This is a genomic window from Lacibacter sp. H407 (genome assembly GCF_037892605.1).
GTDB lineage: Bacteria > Bacteroidota > Bacteroidia > Chitinophagales > Chitinophagaceae > Lacibacter.
This window is the reverse complement of the sequence record NZ_JBBKTU010000001.1, coordinates 2,129,303-2,149,057: the sequence shown is the minus strand read 5'-3', so window position 1 is coordinate 2,149,057 and position 19,755 is coordinate 2,129,303. Positions and strand designations below refer to the sequence as shown.

14 protein-coding genes are annotated in these 19,755 nt (G+C 40.1%); 6 read left to right on the top strand and 8 right to left on the bottom strand.

The window, feature by feature from the left end; all coding sequences use genetic code 11:
- The first annotated feature begins 59 nt into the window (after positions 1–59).
- A complete protein-coding gene (locus WG989_RS09275) occupies positions 60–1,832 on the top strand; it encodes a caspase family protein (protein WP_340428919.1) in 1,773 nt (590 codons plus the stop codon).
- A 5-nt stretch (positions 1,833–1,837) separates the two neighbouring features.
- On the top strand, positions 1,838–2,383 hold the full coding sequence (locus tag WG989_RS09270; RefSeq protein WP_340428917.1) for a hypothetical protein: 546 nt from the start codon (positions 1,838–1,840) through the stop codon (positions 2,381–2,383).
- A 1-nt stretch (position 2,384) separates the two neighbouring features.
- On the opposite strand, the gene WG989_RS09265 is transcribed toward WG989_RS09270, so the two are convergent.
- The 4 genes from WG989_RS09265 to secA all read right to left on the bottom strand — a co-directional run bounded on the left by WG989_RS09265 (position 2,385) and on the right by secA (position 8,268).
- Positions 2,385–3,566 carry a M20 metallopeptidase family protein gene (locus WG989_RS09265; RefSeq protein ID WP_340428915.1) on the bottom strand — a complete coding sequence of 394 codons (1,182 nt, stop codon included), beginning with the start codon at positions 3,564–3,566 and terminating at the stop codon, positions 2,385–2,387.
- A gap of 161 nt (positions 3,567–3,727) precedes the next feature.
- Positions 3,728–4,174 (bottom strand): SPOR domain-containing protein, encoded by a 447-nt coding sequence (locus WG989_RS09260; RefSeq protein WP_340428913.1) that lies wholly within the window; start codon positions 4,172–4,174, stop codon positions 3,728–3,730.
- A gap of 5 nt (positions 4,175–4,179) precedes the next feature.
- Positions 4,180–4,839 (bottom strand): deoxyribose-phosphate aldolase, encoded by a 660-nt coding sequence (gene deoC, locus WG989_RS09255; protein WP_340428911.1) that lies wholly within the window; start codon positions 4,837–4,839, stop codon positions 4,180–4,182.
- Positions 4,840–4,938: 99 nt separating this feature from the next.
- A complete protein-coding gene (secA, locus tag WG989_RS09250; protein ID WP_340428909.1) occupies positions 4,939–8,268 on the bottom strand; it encodes a preprotein translocase subunit SecA in 3,330 nt (1,109 codons plus the stop codon).
- Between the two features lie 446 nt (positions 8,269–8,714).
- Between secA and WG989_RS09245 the strand changes: the two genes are divergently transcribed.
- Positions 8,715–11,549, top strand: a complete 2,835-nt coding sequence (locus tag WG989_RS09245; protein ID WP_340428908.1) for an outer membrane beta-barrel protein — start codon at positions 8,715–8,717, stop codon at positions 11,547–11,549.
- 45 nt (positions 11,550–11,594) lie between these two features.
- Here WG989_RS09245 and WG989_RS09240 read toward each other — a convergent pair whose 3' ends face one another.
- A complete protein-coding gene (locus tag WG989_RS09240; RefSeq protein WP_340428906.1) occupies positions 11,595–12,335 on the bottom strand; it encodes a DUF3667 domain-containing protein in 741 nt (246 codons plus the stop codon).
- 180 nt (positions 12,336–12,515) lie between these two features.
- On the opposite strand from WG989_RS09240, the gene atpG reads away from it, so the two are divergent.
- From atpG to lysA, 3 genes are all read left to right on the top strand, one after another.
- Positions 12,516–13,403 carry an ATP synthase F1 subunit gamma gene (gene atpG / locus WG989_RS09235; protein WP_340428904.1) on the top strand — a complete coding sequence of 296 codons (888 nt, stop codon included), beginning with the start codon at positions 12,516–12,518 and terminating at the stop codon, positions 13,401–13,403.
- A 67-nt stretch (positions 13,404–13,470) separates the two neighbouring features.
- Complete coding sequence (scpB, locus tag WG989_RS09230; RefSeq protein WP_340428902.1) at positions 13,471–14,385, top strand: SMC-Scp complex subunit ScpB; 915 nt, start codon at positions 13,471–13,473, stop codon at positions 14,383–14,385.
- Positions 14,386–14,515: 130 nt separating this feature from the next.
- Positions 14,516–15,724 carry a diaminopimelate decarboxylase gene (lysA, locus tag WG989_RS09225; protein ID WP_340428901.1) on the top strand — a complete coding sequence of 403 codons (1,209 nt, stop codon included), beginning with the start codon at positions 14,516–14,518 and terminating at the stop codon, positions 15,722–15,724.
- On the opposite strand, the gene WG989_RS09220 is transcribed toward lysA, so the two are convergent.
- The 3 genes from WG989_RS09220 to WG989_RS09210 are packed head-to-tail and all read right to left on the bottom strand — an operon-like array spanning position 15,721 to position 19,714.
- A complete protein-coding gene (locus WG989_RS09220; RefSeq protein ID WP_340428898.1) occupies positions 15,721–17,088 on the bottom strand; it encodes an O-antigen ligase family protein in 1,368 nt (455 codons plus the stop codon). The two genes, lysA and WG989_RS09220, sit on opposite strands and share 4 nt — an antisense overlap.
- Positions 17,089–17,146: 58 nt before the next feature.
- A complete protein-coding gene (locus WG989_RS09215) occupies positions 17,147–17,983 on the bottom strand; it encodes a hypothetical protein (RefSeq protein ID WP_340428897.1) in 837 nt (278 codons plus the stop codon).
- 24 nt (positions 17,984–18,007) lie between these two features.
- On the bottom strand, positions 18,008–19,714 hold the full coding sequence (locus WG989_RS09210) for a hypothetical protein (protein WP_340428894.1): 1,707 nt from the start codon (positions 19,712–19,714) through the stop codon (positions 18,008–18,010).
- Positions 19,715–19,755 lie beyond the last annotated feature (41 nt).

The following is a 19,755-nucleotide window of genomic DNA, read 5'->3' as shown; positions in this document are numbered from 1 at the left end:
AATAAAGAACATGGAAGTAGAATTAAATTTATACATTACACGCACCCAAACCAATTCGTATGTTGTGTAAAAAACCGTTCCGGTTATTATTCATTTTTGCATCCTTTTTTTGTTTTGCTTTTTCTTCCCATCAGCCAAGAAAAGGACCGGGCGTTAAAGGGATAAAAAAATCGTATACCTATGTCATTAGCATTGGAGTGGATGAGCCGCCGCTTTTTTTTGATCATAAACAAGTAACGAAATTAGCAGGTTGCAGTAATGATGTTGAGCAGGTTGCAAATTACTATTACTACAAAACAGATTCTGCTTTCAATAATGGCCCGCTTTTTATTAAAAACACCAGTACACCGGGTGGTACAGTAAAACATCTTTCGCAGGATTCATCTGCCATCATTTTTACATTATCGAATTCAAACGCTACGTTTAAACAACTGCAACAAGTTTTCGACGAAATAAAACACATGGCCAAACCGGAGGATGTTCTGGTATTTCATTATGCTGGCTTTGCATTTAATTTAAAGAACGAGACACTTGGCTCTACCTGTATTTTGCCTCTTTACGACCGGGTAAATGTGGAATCAAAGCAATCGCAAAAAGGAGATTATATTTCATTCGATCAATTGTCAAGAACACTCAACAGTTTTACGTTAAAATCTTTCCTTGCAGATATTCAATGCAATAAGCAGCTATTAATATTTGACGCAGGCTATGGAGAAAATTTTATTCCCGAATTTTTGAAACTTGTTATTGAAAAAGATCCGGCAAAGATGGCCTTGAACACCAAACAAAGATGTTTTATTTATAACAATGGCCTTGGTATGGAAACCAGAAATAAAGATGGTTTAACCGGCGGCTTGTTGACCACTGCATTTGTTGGAACACCCCGTGCCTCTATGTATAATTTTTTGAACGAACGAATGAAATTTGAAGCGGGCATTTACAATTCTTTTCTCTCATACGCCAAGCAAACATCTACTAAACAAATTGTACGTGTGAGTTATGAAAAGGATTTTGAATACTTTTTTACAAACGATGCCAAATCGCAAACCCGTGGATCTGGAGAAGAAGAAACAACTGCGCCAACAAAACAGATCACGATAAAAAACCAGGCACTTATTATTGGTACAAACCAGTATAGCAACAAAGGATGGAGCCAGTTAAGCAACCCGGTAAATGATGCCGGTACAATTGAAAAGGAATTAAGAGAGAATTTTTCTTTCAAAACAGAATTTCTTCGAAACCCAACAAGAGCAGAAATTCTGAAAGCACTATTGAAATACAAAAAAGAATTTCAATACGATTCCACCAGTCAGCTTTTTATCTTTATAGCCGGCCATGGCGGTTACGATGATCTTGTAAATGGTTTCATTGCCTGTAAAGATTCGAAAAGCAAAGAAGACGATCCACTAAGAGACTCATACATTACACATAGCTTTTTGAGAGACATTATAAATAATATTGACTGCAAGCACATCATGGTTGTACTCGACGTTTGTTTTGGAGGCACATTTGATGGCGGCGGCAGCCGAAATGAAGAGGATGCGTTGTACGAAGATCAGGATAGAAATGAATTCATTGCCGATAAATTACAATACAAATCAAGACTCTACTTAACATCGGGCGGCAAAGAATATGTGCCGGACGGAAGACCGGGATTTCACTCACCTTTTGCCTATCGCTTTATTGAAACATTGCGTACAAAAGGCGGCAAGGATAACATTATAACATGGAGTGAGCTTACGGCTGGTGTTGAAAAAGCAAAACCAGGCCCCAAGTTTGGTAACTTTGGCGATAATCAACCGGGAGGTAATTTTTTGTTTATAGCAAAATGATGAACATGAAAACGGGACTCATAATTACGATACTTCTACTAAACAATCTTTCGACCTTATCTGCAAAACCGAACCTGTGTTTTTCAGACACTGCTATTGCCGCAACAAAAGATGTGGAAACAGTGGATGCAATTATCGCTGCTTTATACGATGTGATCAGCGGACCTGCAGGCGAAGCAAGAAACTGGAACCGCATGCGAAGTTTATTTTTACCCGAAGGAAAATTAGTGGCAACTGCAGTTCGTCCAACCGGTGAAGTAGTGAAACGTGTATTAACAGTAGAAGAATATATTACAAGTAGTGGACCCACGTTAGAAAAAAATGGCTTCTTTGAGAAAGAGATCAGCCGCAAGCAGGAAGTATACGGACATATTGCTCATTGCTTCAGCACTTATGAAGCAAGAAGAACCGCAACCGATGCCGAACCGTTTATGCGTGGCATCAACAGCATTCAATTATACAATGATGGAAAACGTTGGTGGATACTTACTGTATTCTGGCAAACAGAGAATAAAGATCTGTTGATACCGAAGGAATATTTGAAACAGTAAACTACGGCTCCACTGTACTTCCCAACCAAGCCATCATCGCCATTCCTGTTTCAATTGCATCTTCATCAATATTAAAAGTAGGTGTATGCACACCACTGTTGATTCCTTTTTCGTTGTTCATCACTCCCAATCGAAAGAAACAACCGGGAATTACCTGTGAGTAATAACCAAAATCTTCAGCACCCATGCGAAGTTCGGTTTCTTCCACATGTGCAGCTCCTAATAAGTCAGCTGCTTTGGTTTTTGTTTTTTCGTTGAGTGCTTCGTTGTTGTAAACAGTTGGATAACCAACATCAATATGCAGATCCAGTTCACCACCCATGCTTTGCACTAATTGTGTTGCATTGCGGCGAATTAATTCGTGTGCTTCAAAACGCCATGCCTCATCCATTGCACGGAAAGTGCCCATCAACTTTACTTCGTTGGGAATTACATTGGTGGTTGTACCTGCATTGAATGCGGTTATTGATAAAACTGATGGATTATGCGGATTTCGATTACGGCTGATGATCTGCTGCAGACTTACTACCAAATGCGATGCGATCAAGATCGGATCAACGGATAAATGTGGCGAAGCTGCATGTCCGCCCTTACCCTTCACCGTTAGATACAGTTCATCGGCACTTGCCATTACTTTACCGGCACGAAAACTTAACTGACCCAATTGTAAACCGGGATGCACATGCAATCCAAAAATGCATTGTGGTTTTGGGTTTTCCAACACACCTTCTTTGATCATGATACTGGCACCACCGGGATTTTTTTCTTCACCCGGTTGAAAGATGAGCTTCACCGTTCCTTCCCACTCTGCTTTTAATTCGTTGAGAATTTTTGCTGCGCCAAGTAAACAGGTGGTGTGCACATCATGTCCGCAGGCATGCATCACCCCATCTACTTTCGATTTATACGGCACATCATTTTCTTCCAGTATCGGCAATGCATCCATATCAGCACGGAGTGCAATGATCTTTGCAGATGGATTCTTTCCTTCGATGATACCAACTACTCCTGTTTCAGCCATTACTGTAAACGGAATACCAAACTCGGTGAGCTTTGCCTGTACAAATTTTGATGTTTCAAATTCCTTGTAACTGAGTTCGGGATTTGCATGCAGGTGTTGACGCACGGCAATAAACTCTTCTTTGTATAGTTTGGCGAGTGATTGTATCTGATCTTTTAACATAGAAGCGCAAAAATACAAAAACCTGCAACGCTGCAGGCTTTCTTGATAACGGTTCACCTGAAAGGTGACAATTCATCATTTTCTTTGCGTTGTAAAGTCACCTTTCAGATGTACAGACAACTAGTAATCCGTCAGACGAGGGCGTCTGACGTGGCGTGTTGTCATTTGATCGTTTCTTCTTTTTCCGGAGGCGCTTTGTATTCAATTTCACTGGGGATCACAAACACACCGGTTGGAAACATACGGGCCATTTCCTTTTTCAGATCATCGGCTTCCGACTTCTCAACAAAATTGCCGATCCGTATTTTAAAATAAGGAGCCTGGTACATGAGATAGGTTTTATGTTCAGGATACTCCGTTAATAATTTTGATTTGATGGCCAGCGCCTGATTCCGATCGGTAGTGTTCAACACCTGGATGCGAAAACCTTTGGTTGGCTTTTTGGCATCAGCCGCCTTTTTATTGATCTCTGCTTTCTTTTTTGTTAGCAGATCAAAGCGACTGTCCTTCATTACAAATACTGTACTACTCACCGTATCAACCACCATCTGGGCATTGGCAACAGCAGCAACACTAATAATAAAACAAAACAGGAAAAGCTTTTTCATATTTTTTAATCGTTCAAACTTTCTTTTACGATCACTACACTGGCACTGCATCCCAACCTGTTTGCTCCTGCTTCCACCAATTGTTTGGCAAAAGCGAAATTCCGGATGCCGCCCGATGCTTTGATTTGGATGTTAGACGGTAAATGCTTCCTCATCAGTTGCACCGCTTCTATTGTTGCTCCTTTTTCTGCATACCCGGTTGAAGTTTTAACAAAATCTGCGCCAAGTTCGGCATAGATCTCACAACAACGGATGATCTCTTCATCGGTTAAAACGCCGCTTTCAATAATTACTTTGATATGCTTCTCTTTTTTATGCGCCATCGGAATCAGCACTTCTCCTTCATGCTTGATAAAGTTCCAATCACCATTTTTAATGGCCGAAATATTGGCCACCATATCAATCTCATCTACCCCATCTACAATCGCTAACAATGTTTCGGTCACTTTGGCTTCGATGGCAGAGTAGCCAAACGGGAATCCGATCACGGTTGCTGTTTTTACATTCGTTCCACCCAATAAACCTTTTGCAAATTTTGTAAAAGGCGGTGGCACACATACTGCCGCAAAATTGTACATGGTTGCTTCGGTACACAATTGCTCAATATCACTGATGAGTGTTGTTGGCTTGAGAATAGTATGATCGATATAAGAAGCAATATTCATGGCGCAAATGTATTTTTTTAATGGGTAGAAACAAGTTTAATGGCGGTTGTTTTCAATTTCCAAAAGAAGCTAAAAAAACCTCCCGAAGGAGGTTCGCTCTTATAAATCTTTACCGTGACATTGTTTGTATTTCTTACCGCTGCCGCAAGGACAAGGATCATTGCGTCCGATCTTTGGACCGGCGATGATCGGTTCCTGTTTTACATTTTCGGAAGGATCGTAGTAATCCGGTGTTTCCATCAGTTCAGAACCGGCACCTGCAGCAACCATATCTTCTTTGCGTTGGCGCATTTTGCTCATGTCGGTTTTTTGCTGACGACCTTCACGGATCTGCACGTTCGATGATTCCTCAACCGGTAAACCTGCATGTGAAAGGAAGGAAACTATATTTTTATTGATCTCGTTGTTCAATTGCTCAAACAAGGTGTATGCTTCCACTTTATAAATTACCAACGGATCTTTTTGCTCATACGTGGCGTTCTGTACCGATGTACGCAGATCATCCATTGCACGCAGATGTTCCTTCCATGCTTCATCAATAAACGCCAATGTAGATGTACGTTCCAAAGCATTCACCAATTCAACACCGTTTGTTTCGAGTGTTTTGTTCATTGGTGTTAACACCTGCAAGCCACGTTTACCATCACTGAACGGCACAAACACATTTTCAATATGTGCACCTTGCGTGGCTTTGATATTCTGGAATACCGGCATTGCATCTTTTTTCAATGCATCAGCTTTACGCAGGTAAGCGGTTTTTGCTTCTGTATAAAGCGCCTGTGCCAATGTATTACTATCAGTTTTATCCAATTGCTCAGCTGTAATTTCGGTATCGATACCGAAGCTGATGATACAAGCCATTTTAAATCCTTCGTGATCATTTTGTTCTTTGAACGAAGCGATCAAACCATCGGCCACTGTATAATAAGCATTGTCTATATCCAATGCCAAACGCTCTCCACTTAATGCATGGTTACGTCGTGTGTAAACAGCCGAACGTTGTTTGTTCATCACATCATCATACTCCAGCAAACGCTTCCGGATACCAAAGTTGTTTTCTTCTACTTTCTTTTGTGCACGCTCAATTGATTTCGTGATCATGCTATGCTGGATCACTTCGCCTTCTTTGTAGCCAAGTTTGTCCATCATACCGGCAATACGATCACTACCAAACATCCGCATCAGATCATCTTCCAACGACACATAGAATTGTGATGAACCGGGATCGCCTTGGCGACCGGCACGACCACGCAACTGACGATCGACACGACGGCTATCGTGACGTTCTGTACCAAGAATTGCCAAGCCTCCCGATTCTTTTACACCAGGTCCCAGTTTAATATCTGTACCACGACCGGCCATGTTGGTTGCTATGGTTATCATTCCCGCAAGACCCGCTTCGGCAACTACCTGTGCTTCACGGGCATGTTGTTTTGCGTTCAAAACATTGTGTGGAATTTTTTTCACCTGCAACATCTTGCCTAACAATTCACTCACCTCAACTGATGTTGTACCAACCAGTACCGGACGACCGGCTGCACGCAGTATTTCAATTTCATCAATAACTGCCTTATACTTTTCACGCTTTGTTTTGTAAACAAGATCCTGCTTATCATCACGCACCATGTTGAGATTGGTCGGAATTTTTACAACATCCAATTTGTAAATATCCCAGAACTCGCCTGCTTCTGTTTCGGCAGTACCCGTCATACCACAAAGTTTGTGATACATACGGAAGTAGTTTTGTAACGTGATGGTAGCATAGGTTTGCGTTGCCGCTTCAATATGCACATTTTCTTTTGCTTCAATAGCCTGATGCAAACCATCGCTGTAACGGCGGCCATCAAGAATACGACCGGTTTGTTCATCAACAATTTTCACTTGTCCATCTAACACCACGTATTCGATATCTTTTTCAAACAGCGAATATGCTTTCAGCATTTGCAGGACGGTATGTATACGATCTGCTTTCGCTGAATATTCAGTTAAGAAACTTTCTTTCTTTTGTAATTTTTCTTCAGCAGGAGCATCACTTTTATCAATGGCCGCTAATGCAGTACTGATATCAGGCAACACAAAGAAGTTTGGATCTTCATTATCCTTTGTGATCATGCTCAAACCTTTATCTGTAAGATCTACCGAGTTACTTTTTTCATCAATATGAAACAGTAATCCTTCATCCACCTTCGGCATTTCTTTTTGCTGATCGGCGAGATAATAGTTTTCTGCTTTCTGCAATTTCACTTTAATACCGGGCTCACTTAAGTATTTGATCAACGGACCATACTTCGGTAAACCTCTCCAGGCACGCATCAATGCAAGGCCACCACTCTTTGGATCATCATCACCTTCTGCAATTGATTTCTTTGCTTCATTCAAATATTGCTGCGCCAATCGTTTTTGGGCATCGATTAATTTTTCGATCCGTGGTTTCATGTTCTGGAACTGCTGCTCGTTGCTGCCTGTTCCAACCGGACCTGCAATGATCAATGGCGTACGTGCCTCATCGATCAAAATACTATCTACCTCATCCACCATGGCAAAATGCAATTTGCGTTGCACTTTCTCGGTTGTGTTCACCACCATGTTATCACGGAGATAATCGAAACCAAATTCGTTGTTGGTTCCGTAAACGATATCAGCCAGATATGCTTTGCGACGATCTTCGCTGTTTGGCTGATGTTTATCAATACAATCAACAGTCAATCCTAAAAATTCAAACAGGGTTCCGTTCCATTCACTATCACGACGGGCGAGATAATCATTCACTGTTACAAGATGCACACCTTCACCGGGCAAGGCATTTAAATAAGCAGGTAATGTTGATACAAGCGTTTTACCTTCACCGGTAGCCATCTCAGCAATTTTCCCTTGATGCAAAACACTACCACCGATCAACTGCACATCGTAATGCACCATATTCCACACTACTTCCGATCCACCTGCAAGCCATGCTTTTTTATAAAACACCTGATCGCCTTCAATACGCATATGCGCACGCTTTATCACAAGGTCTTTATCTAACTGAGTAGCTGTCGCCTGTAATTCCTCATTGTTGGTGAAACGGCGGGCCGCTTCTTTTACCACAGCAAAAGCTTCGGCCTGAATTTGTTCCAGTATCTCTTCGATCTTACTGTCACGCTCTTTTTTCAGCTTATCAATTTCCTGGTAAGTAAGGTCTTTGTCCTGGATCTGATCTTCGCCATATGCATCGGCTTGTGAAGTAAGTACCGAAATTTCCTTATCAATTACAGCGAGGTATTCTTTGATACGCACCCGGAACTCCTGCGTTTTATTACGGAGTTCATCGTTTGAAAGGCTTTGATATTGCTGAAAGTATTGATTGATCTTTTCAACGATGGGAGCAAGTTTCTGTACATCCTTTTCACTTTTACTTCCACCAAACAGTTTCGATAAGAATCCTAACATATTTATAGATTAATAAGTCAATTATTTTGATTGATGCCTCAACATGTCAAATACAATGCAAGTTTTTATTCAAGCCAATTTGACAGCTTTACCCACTTTTCAGGAAGGCCGACAAAGGTAATGTTTTAAGTGCTGTATGTTGTAGACAGTGCAGTGAATTTTGAGGACAGACACAGGGTTGAAAGAGGAAATTCCGTTCATCAATTAGATTCAGAACGAGGAACTTATATATTTCTAACCCCGTTAACCGAATCACAATAAGTGCCTCCATCCAGGATATACCCTCGAATACGGACAAATCCCTTCCATTGAACCAATAGTTTTACCTTTTATAACGATTCTGATGGGGAGAGCAATCTTTTTGTAACAATGCCGTCTGAACAATTAACATTTAGAAAATCAAAATATTGACGAAAAAATTCGTATTTCGCATTTCAAACAAGTTTATGAAGCATTTACTACTCATTGTCCTTATCATCACTGCAACCTTACCCGCTCTGGCGCAAACAAATGGCATTTCCGGAAAAGTGACCGACTCAACCGGTTCCAAGGGCTTAGACAAAGCCACCGTTAAACTGGTAGAGAAAGCTACTCCATCTGATACGCTACGCACAAGTACCAATGAAAAAGGTGAGTTCAGCTTTGCAAAAATTCCATCGTCTGCTTATTCGATCGTGATCAGCTACAGTGGCTACAAGCCAATGGTGAAAGAGTTTTTCAAACCATCTGCTGGTGTATCCAACATCGATCTTGGCGAGTTGATCCTTGTCAATTCATACCTTGATCTGCAGGAAATCGTGATCGAAGCGCCAGCTGTTACCATGAAAGAAGATACAGTTGAATTTCGTGCAAGTGCCTTTCAAACAAAGCCCAACGCTGCAACCGAAGACCTGTTGAAAAAATTACCTGGTGTACAGGTTGACCGGGACGGAAATGTTACCGCACAGGGTAAAGCTGTAACACGTATAAAGGTAAATGGTAAAGATTTCTTTACAGGCGATCCAAAAACAGCCACGAAAGAAATTCCGGCCGATATGATCGATAAAGTACAGGTGATCGATGATTATGGTGATCAATCGAGTGTTTCAGGGATACGTGACGGGGAACCGGAAAAAGTAATTAATCTTCAACTGAAAAAAGATAAGAACAAAGGCGTATTTGGCCGTGCACAGGCAGGCTACGGCACAAATGACCGTTACATGGGTGCCCTTACCGTTAACCGGTTTAATAACAGCAAGCAGCTTTCACTCATTGCCAATAGTAATAATATCAATACATCCACTTTTCAACAGGAAGCAAGCAGTGGCGGCAGCGGTGCAAGTTTTGGTGGTGCAGGTGGTGGCCGTGGAGGTGGTGGTATGAGTTTTGGCGGCGGTAATAATAATAACAACGCCAACCAAAATGGTATTACTAAACTAAACTCCATCGGTTTAAACTACCGGAACGACTTTGGAAAACGCAACTCGTTCTATGGAAGTTATACTTACACACACCGGTCAACTACAATTGAACAATTTACAGCACAGCAGAATATTGGCCGTGCCGGTTCCGGTTCATTATTGACCAATACAGATCGCAACTCATTAAATAAAAGTGGCGCCCATCGTGCTTTTGCCAACCTGGAATTGTGGGTCGATTCATTTAATTACATCAAGTTCAGCCCAAGTTTTACAATGAGCGAAAGCAATAACTTCACTTCCAGTTTGTTCGATATTTCGAATGATGATGGGTTGTTGCAGGATGGTGACAACAAGAATCGCTCCTTGAGCGATCGGCCAAATTTCAGAAGTAATTTATTGTACAACCATCGTTTCAAAAAGCGTGGCCGTAACTTTTCGTTCAACAGCGATCTTAATTTTTCATCAAGCCTCAGCGATCAGTTTACCAATAACGAATCGATCTTTTACTTAACAAACGGCACAAAAGATTCAACACTGAATCAAAATATTCTGCAGGATAATGTTACCCGTAATATCAACGTACGAGCAACTTACACCGAGCCACTTTCAACTGACCGTTTCCTGGATCTGAGTTATAATTTCAATAAGAATTTTGGCAGCAACGACCGCCGCAACTTTATTCAGTTGCCAAACAACGGGGATTATACATTTATTGATTCACTGAGTAACGCATACGAAAACAACTTTGATTTTAACCGTTTTGGTGCCAGCGTACGTACCGTTAAGAAGAAATACAATTATACATTGGGTGTTATTTTTCAACCGGTTGTTTTAAATGGCTATAGCTTGACGAAAGACAGTGCGTACAAGCCCATTACCAATTTCAACTGGTTCCCGGTAGCAAGGTTTACGTATAATTTCGCCCGTACAAAATCACTCAACTTCAATTATAACGGTAATGCCAGACAACCTGATTTTGAACAACTGCAACCTGTAATTGATCAAAGTAATCCCCAATATTTGACAGAGGGTAATCCATTGTTGCGTCCTTCAACCAGTCATAACTTCAATACGAACTTCAACAATTTTAATTTTGGTACCGGTCGTATTTTCCTGATCAACTTAGGTTTCAATTTTGTTGACAACCAAATTGTAAACAATGTGATTCGGTTTAAAGATGCAAACGACAAACTTACCGGCCAGCAGTTGACCCGCCCTGAAAACGTAGACGGTTATTATAATACCAACTTGTTTGTTACTTATGCACGGCCTTTTAAAAACAGAAAGTATGTGATCAGCACCAACAGCTTGGTTAACTATAACAATAACATCAGCCTGGTTGATAATGAGCGTACCATTGGTCGTAACTGGTTATACAGTCAAGGTGCTAATTTCGAATTCAATATTCCATGGCTTGAATTGGTGACGGGTGTGCGTTATAACCTCAACTATGCAGATTTCAGAGATGCCGGACAATCCATCACCCGCCAAAGTACATGGACGCTCAGCAGTGATGCACGATTTGATTTTGGTGCAGGCTTTATTTTCCGTTGGGATTTTGATTACCTGTTAAACCAAGGGTTAGCAGCAGGTGTGCAGCAAAACGTAGCATTGCTGAATGCATCGCTGGAAAAAGAGATCTTTAAAAGCAAAAACGGAATTATCCGTTTGGCAGGTTTCGACATTTTGAAACAAAATACCAGCGTTAGCCGTAACATCAGTACCAACTTTATTACTGATACAAGAACCAACAGGCTTACACAATATTTCATGCTCAGCTTTACATATCGCTTGAACAAATTCAAAGGCACACAAGCTCCACAACAGGAAAACAATATGCGCAGAATGGGCGGACGAAGCATGATGATGAACGACAATTAATCAATACAAACTTTCTATTTTGTAAAGCAGCCTCAACAGGCTGCTTTATTTTTTGGAGTGGAAAAAATAAAAGTAAATAAAGTACGTACCAGTAATTAAAAGCATTGTTGCGATCTGAGTAAATATAGTTGAGAGAACCCCTTTCAGAAACGATATGGATCTTCGTCCGTTATAAAATTGTGAGCAGGCCCAGCCATAATAGCAACTCCAGCAAAGCAAATAAATCGCAAGAAATACATAATAAGGCGGATGAAAGAGCAGCCACACCGGCGCAATGATCAAACTGAAAAAGATCGATCGCTCACCTGATGTAAACGCTGCCAGCACCAGGTTTTCTGAATAGTTTGTGTTTGCACGCCGAAACAGCAACCGGTTAAAAAGTGCAAGCAGCGGTATATTCAGAAAAATCAGCAGGTTAATATGCTTGTCCAGAAACGGAGAGATCGGATTCTTGGGCATCGCTGAATTTCCCGAAAAGCTGGTAAAGCCTGAGCTGATGAGAATTACAGAAGCAAACCCCACGATCAAGATTACAAACGTAAACGGGTTGAAATATTTTTTCCGTTTGCCATCCACATATTCCCGTGCAACTATTCCCGGACGAACAGCTAAATGCCCGACGAGTGAAAAGATCCCTTTATCAGCATGGGTAAATGCATGGATCAGGTCGTGCCAGATATGGCTGAAATTCAGACGGTGCGTATCGGCTTTTTGCCCGCATTGCGGACAAAAAAGCACTTCGGGCGAAAGCCCGGCACCACAATTTAAACAGTTGGTTGAATGCATAAGCAGATTTGGCTTTGGTGAAAATAATAAAATACTTCATCTCCCCTGCTTTCGGTTCTTCATTCATCGCCCAGCGGTCGCCCATAATCCGGATTTTGCTTTTCCACAAATTCAAATGGGGCTTGTGGTTGTAAGCCTGTTTCCATTACCTTTGCGCCCTGAAATTAAACGTATAAAAACATGCCCGGACAATTAAAAGAGGTACGTAACAGGATTAAGAGTGTGCAGAGCACCCAGCAGATCACAAAAGCAATGAAAATGGTGAGTGCGGCCAAGCTCCGCAGAGCACAGGATGCCATCATTCAAATGCGTCCGTATGCACAAAAATTGCAGGAAATGCTGAGCAACATCGTTAGCAACAGCGATGGAAGTGTGAGCATGAAACTCGCTGCTGAACGTCCGGTGAATAAAGTACTGATTATTCTGGTTACCAGCGATCGTGGTTTGTGCGGCGGTTACAATGCCAACCTCGTAAAGCTTGCCAAGCAGGCAGTAGCTGAAAAATATGCCGAGCAAAACGGCAAAGGCAATGTAGAAGTTTGGGGTATTGGTAAAAAAGGAACCGAAGCAATGATTCGTGCCGGTTTTAAAACCAGCGAAACATATAAAGATATTTTCCTGCAACTCTCCTTTGAGAATGTGCAAAAAGCGGCGGCGGCGGCCATGGAAGCGTTTGTAAGAGGTGATTATGATGTAGTAGAACTGGTGTACAGCCAATTTAAAAATGCCGCTACACAGGAATTTAAACTGGAACGTTTTCTGCCTATTCCAAAAGTGGTGAACACCGGGGCTGCAGCCAAAACCAAAGCAGACTTTATTTTCGAACCGGGCAAAGAAGAACTCGTAGCCGAGTTAATGCCGAAAATCCTCAATACACAATTATTCAAAGCTGTACTTGACGCCAACGCATCTGAACACGGTGCACGTATGACGGCGATGGATAAAGCCAGCGATAATGCCAACGAATTGTTGCGTTCACTCCGCATCAGTTATAACCGTGCACGCCAGGCCGCCATTACAACCGAACTTACAGAAATCGTAAGTGGTGCAGCAGCATTGAACGGGTAAGTTCAAAATTGATAATTGATAATGGACAGCATTATCAATTATGCATTATCAATTATTAATTAATCAGATGGAACTAAGTGTCATTATCCCACATATTGAAGCGCTGATTTTTGCGGCCGAACGTCCACTCACTACATTGGAGTTGTGCGATCTGGTAAACAATGCGCTTGGTTTTATTGAAGACCGTGCTACACTCGACCAGACAGAAGCAGCAGTAGAAGCCATCAAAGAAAAATACGCATCCGAATTTTATCCATTTGAAATCAGAGAAAGTGGCGGTGGTTTGCAGTTTCTTACAAAAAAAGAATACCACAAAACGGTTGCCCAGATCAACGGCGATAAATTCCTGAAACGTTTAAGTACAGCAGCATTGGAAACATTGTCCATTATTGCCTACAAGCAACCCATCACCAAAGGTGAAATGGAAGCCATCCGTGGCGTGAATTGTGATTATGCCGTACAGAAATTATTAGAGAAAGAATTGATCGTGATATTGGGACGGAATGAAAAAATGCCCGGACATCCATTGATCTATGGCACTTCCCGTTCGTTCATGGATTATTTTGGCATCAACTCACCGGAAGATCTGCCGAAGATCAAAGAAATCATTGGTGCTGAATTAACTGAACCAACCGGCGTACAAAGTGATACATTACATGTTGCAGGTGAAGAAGAACAGGAACTTGTTTCTACTGAAGCGTTGGTAGTAACTGAAGATGGAAGTTTGGTGGAACAGCCGCTTGATGAAGTTGCTGCTGAAGAAACAGAAATTGAAACAGACGAAACGGTTGTTGAAGAAATAACGGAAGAAGAGAATCTCACAGACGATGTTACAATAGAAGAAGAAATCATTGAAGTGGTGATTGATGAAGAAGAATTACCTGCAGATGAAGAAGAAATTATTGAAACCGAAGAAGAAGCTGAAGAAACATCCGACGAAAGTGATGTAGAAGAGCAGGACGAAGAAGAAAAAAATGACTGACAATTATAAAATGAATCCCCGCTACTTGCGGGGATTTTTATTTGCTACTCAGCTGCTGATGGATCGTTCAGGCCGCTTTAGCGTCCCGACCGTTTTTTCAACTAAATTCGCAGCCTAGCAACATCGACACATGAATCTTTCTATCTCCAAAGAACAATTGATCAGCATTGCACAGCAATACGGCACTCCTGTATATGTTTATGATGCAGAAAAAATAAAACAGCAATACGAAACATTGGTGAATGCGTTTTCTGTATTGGACACACGTATTTTTTATGCATCCAAAGCATTGACGAATATTCACATTGTACGTTACATCAACAGCCTTGGTTGTAATATCGATTGCAGCAGCATTAACGAAGTAAAGCTGGCATTGCATGCAGGTGTGGCTCCTGAAAATGTGTTGTACACCAGCAACGGTATTTCATTTGTTGAAATTGAAGAAGCAGTGGCAGCAGGTGTACATGTAAACATCGACAGTTTATCGAACCTTGAAAAGTTTGGAAAAAAGTATGGTCATAGTTATCCTGTTGGTGTTCGTCTTCGTCCAAACATCATGGCAGGTGGCAATCTCAAAATTTCAACAGGACATAATAAGAGCAAGTTTGGTATTGCTGTCGAGCAGATCGGCGAACTGGAAGCCATTGTGAAAGCAAATAATATTTTTATCCGCACTTTGCACATTCATACCGGCAGTGAAATTAAAGATGCCGATGTATTTGTAAAAGGCATTGAAGTGTTGTTCGATCTCATCCCACATTTTCCCGAACTGGAAGTAATTGATCTTGGCGGTGGTTTTAAAGTACCATATATCCCCGGAGAAAAAACAGCCGATGTGGCATTGCTTGGACAAAAATTAAAACAGGCCTTTGATGCGCATCCATTGGCGAATAATAAAAAATTGCAGATCTGGTTTGAGCCGGGGAAATTTTTAGTAAGTGAATGTGGTTATTTACTGGCTGAAGTAAATGTGCTGAAACAAAATGGCGAAACGATCATTGCAGGAGTAAATACCGGATTGAATCATTTGATTCGACCCATGATGTATGATGCGTATCATCACATCAGCAATTTATCGAACCCAACAGGCGAAGAAAAAAAATACATGGTCACCGGGTATATCTGCGAAACAGATACGTTTGCGAGTGATCGTTTATTACCTGAAATAAAAGAAGGCGACTTGCTTTGCTTCCATAATGCAGGTGCTTATGGCTATGAAATGAGCAGTAATTATAACTCACGATACCGCCCGGCAGAAGTGTTGTTGAAAGATGGCGAAGCGATCTTGATCCGCAAACGGGAAAGCTTTGAGGATCTGTTGAAGAATATAACTGACTAATATTCACGTATTATTTTCTCCATTTTTTCTTTGACCTGCTTTGTTACCGCAGATGGAACTTTTTCTTTTAACCGCAACGTTTCATTTGCCCAAAACTTTGCCTTATTTACACTTCTTGTTGAAACATAAAAATCTACAAGCATTTCACGACTTTTAAAGCGGTTGGGCACTATGTAAACAGCCTTTAGTAAATGGTTTTCAGCCAGACTATCCAAACCATTCTCATGGTATAATTGACCTATTTGTCGATGCAGTTCATAATCGTTCTTAAACGTTACCGATTGTTTATAATAATAAAGTGCTGAATCAATTTGATTAACGGACTGGTATGCGTTACCCATTGCAAATAAAAAATCTCCATTATCCTTTAAAATTGAATAGCCCGAAAGCATTGAAGATAATGCTGCTCTTTTGTAGCCAACCTGTTGTAACTCTACAGCTTCTTTCCATTTCGTACGGGCACTGTACTGTTGATAAAATATAAACCCAATTAACAGCACTAAAATGCAAACTAATATAGTCTTTACCATTTTTGGCACTACTGCCCAACTCTGAAAATTTGCTAATTTAAACACCCAAGCATATAAACACCCAAAAAGTAGTAAAGAAGGTAAATAGAAAAAAGGATAAGAGAATAATGTAGCAATAAATAAAGCCCCGAAAGCAGCAACAATTCTTTTTTCGGGCAGTGAATCACTATCCCGGCTATTTTTATGTGCTTTTAAAAACGTATAAACAATTGCTAAAAGGATGCAAATAGTCAGCGGCACTCCAATTTCAATAGCCAGTTGAATCCATTCGTTAAACGCATAATAAACATTGTCTGCCAGCATAGTTTCCTTATTATCAAATCCATGTTGACGAAACCAGTTTGCCTGTTGCTCGTTGTAAGCAAAACGAAACTTACCCCACCCAACACCTTGTAACCAGTTGTTTGAAAGAACAGCCATACAATTTTTCCAGATAAACCAGCGCCCTTCTGTTGATTCAAATTTATAATACGAGAGAACCAAAAAAGAACTTGCTAAAAGCGCAAAAAGGAACAAAAGCGGCTTTACGTTATAACTTCGCTTTCGTGTAAAAAACAGTAAGTAACCTGCCCCAAATGAAAGAAGCGCTGTTCTGCTTTGCAGAAGAATGATTGTGATTGCTGCAAACAAAACCCATACTGCAAAAAAGAAACGCCTGTCTGTATTGGGTATAAATAAAAATAATATAGCCGCTACGGTAATCGCAAATAGAGCGCTATTGTAATTAATAAAAGGCGAGGTGGCAGGGTTTAATTGAAATGAATAATAGCAGCATATAATTACACATGCTGCTATTAAAAATATATTGCCCTTTTGGAGACTTAAACCCTTCACTTCTAAAGGCTATGAATTTGTACAATTACATATGTATATACAAGATGATTTCTACTACTTATTTAACCTTCTCTAATTCTTGAATGATATTTTTCATAACGATACTTAATTCAGGATATTTATTTATCGCCATTTTCAAGTTAGATATAACTTCTTCCTTATCGTCAATTCTATTAATTTTTAAGAGCCGACCAAATAAAACTTTTCCTTTATCTCCGCTAACAACTTTTTCACTAATGACAATCGGCTCTATATATCTAAAGCATTCTTGTCCTTTTTTTTGAAGCACTTTGATCTCAATATTATGAAAATTAAATCCCTGCAATAATTCTATTTTTTGTGAGTAGTACCCAATTGAACTAACGTTTAACGAAATTGGACGATAAGTAACAGGAACTGATATACTCAAATTTTGGCTATTCGAAACTGGTTTTACTATTTTTTTCTTATTACCAATTGTATCTAATTGAATTTCTAAAAACCAACTATTAATACTATCTGAAACCTTGCACTGGATGTACACAGAATCCCTACTTATATAGTTTTTTACATTATAAATTACTTCTGACCTCAACCTTAAATAATCGTAAGTAGTTTTTCCGAAAGATAATATTAACTCATTTGTTTTGCTAATCATCCAACGGCCTTCCCCAAAATAATTAGGGTTTACGTCCATAGCGTCACAATCAATTACAGATTGCCATAATGGCGAAAAGAAAATAAAAGTAGAATCTTGTTTAAGTAGATAATAACCACCTCCTACCCACTCAGAAACAGTTTGGCCAAAAAAATAAAAACCTGGTTTAAGCGAAGCTGATCTGTTTTTTTGAGCTACACATGCAGTCGAAAAAACAAAAAAGAATAGAATTACAACATAAGGTTTGATATGCTTCATTTCAAAATTTTTTATTTATAACTATTAATTGCAGGGTTTACCTTTGGCAGAATTATTAGAGGAATTTATTCCATTGATATTATTTGGATCCTTTTCGGCTGCGATTCTGTCTATAATTCGTCCTTTTTCACTTCCAGACAAACTCTGAAAAGCCTGAGAATCGGAACACCCAGACCATGCAAGATCATTAGCATAGCCAGATGGCAAATTAATGCCATTTTGAACTGCGAATGTGTTTATTGCATCCGCAATGAGCCCTCTATACATCGTTGCTATTGCTTGGTGATGAGCTGTATTTGTAGGAACTCCAGAATTATTTTGCAACCAATCAGCAAAAACGGTTGGGAAAAGATACCCATAGTTATCATAAAGTTGCCGTACATAACCTGAATCATTATTGTAAGTTCTAACTTCATTCATTAAATGAGCATGAAATACCTCATGAATAATGGTAGTTACAGTTGACAAATCAGTGGCATCACTATATAATGAGTTTATGTAAATACTAAAAGTTGAACTTTGCAAGTTTGAAATCGTCCAACCACCAGGAGCCGGAATAATGTCACCATTATTATTAGAAGTGTGATTTCGAAGCCCTGAACGTATAATGGGACTAAATTGAGGGTTTTTCCCAAAAAAGTCCCTTACTAACTTAGGGAGCGAACTCTGCATAGCTGACAAATCACTAAGAACAGAGTCAATGCAAGGTTTATTTGTGCTATCCTTAATCTCGTCATTCCAATTATCATCGAAATTACCGCCATCCCCAGGTGGATCATCTTCGCCTTGGCATCCAACACCGTAAACCAGACAATTACAGTAATCATTATCATTCCCCATTTGGATACATTCTGTAAAAGGATCAATTTCTTCCTCTTCACATGGTATATACTCCCAATTTTCGTCTGTGTACTCTTGCCATTCTGTACATGTCGGATCGCCGGGAGGCACATCACCCGATGACCCGTTGGTAGAAACACAATATTGTACAACTGTAGTTGTTATTACCCACCCACATTCAGAGGAACTACTCAGCAATTCAATACCAGTGTCGTTGTTTGCAGTCTTCTTAAACTTACTAATTTTAATTTTTCGGGTGTACTTCGCATTTTTAATTTCGAACAGATTGATCAGTCCGCCCTGCCAGTCCTGAACCATTAAAAAACCTTCAAAACTTCCATCGGGCTTCTTTAGATTATTGTCACTGATATCAAATTTTTTTGCTTTAAGATATTGTAAAGTGGGTATAAGAGTCACTATTCGTGTTGTGATAGCCCCATCTGTCTGTTTGAAAAAAAGCAATTTTGTTATGCTTCCTTCAGCAATCGTAGTTTTCTCCAATTTTGACAAATGCTGCATTCCTGGTAAAACGAGTGCTTTCTCTTCAAGCTGCAATGGCATTTCAACAACCTGTAAACTTCCCAAGCTATAATTGATTGCCTTATTCCAGTAGGGGTATTTTTTGTAGAAGGTCTTAGAAGTTTGTTGGCGTCCTATATACACCCCACTGGTAACAAACGGAGCTATTGCATTTTTATCACTTACAATAGTAAATGCATCACTTTTCTTAAATACACCATAATACCATTCTTTAGCATCCTCCACTTTAAATTCTTTCGAGGTCTTTCCAAAAAAATCATATTTCCGGCAAGCCTGAATAATAAAAATCATGGTAAGAAAACTAAGAATAAGCAGGAGTTTTGTTTCAGTTGCATGTTTTGATGTTTTCACAATTATACAGTAAACATATTAAAAAAAAATACTACAAAGCG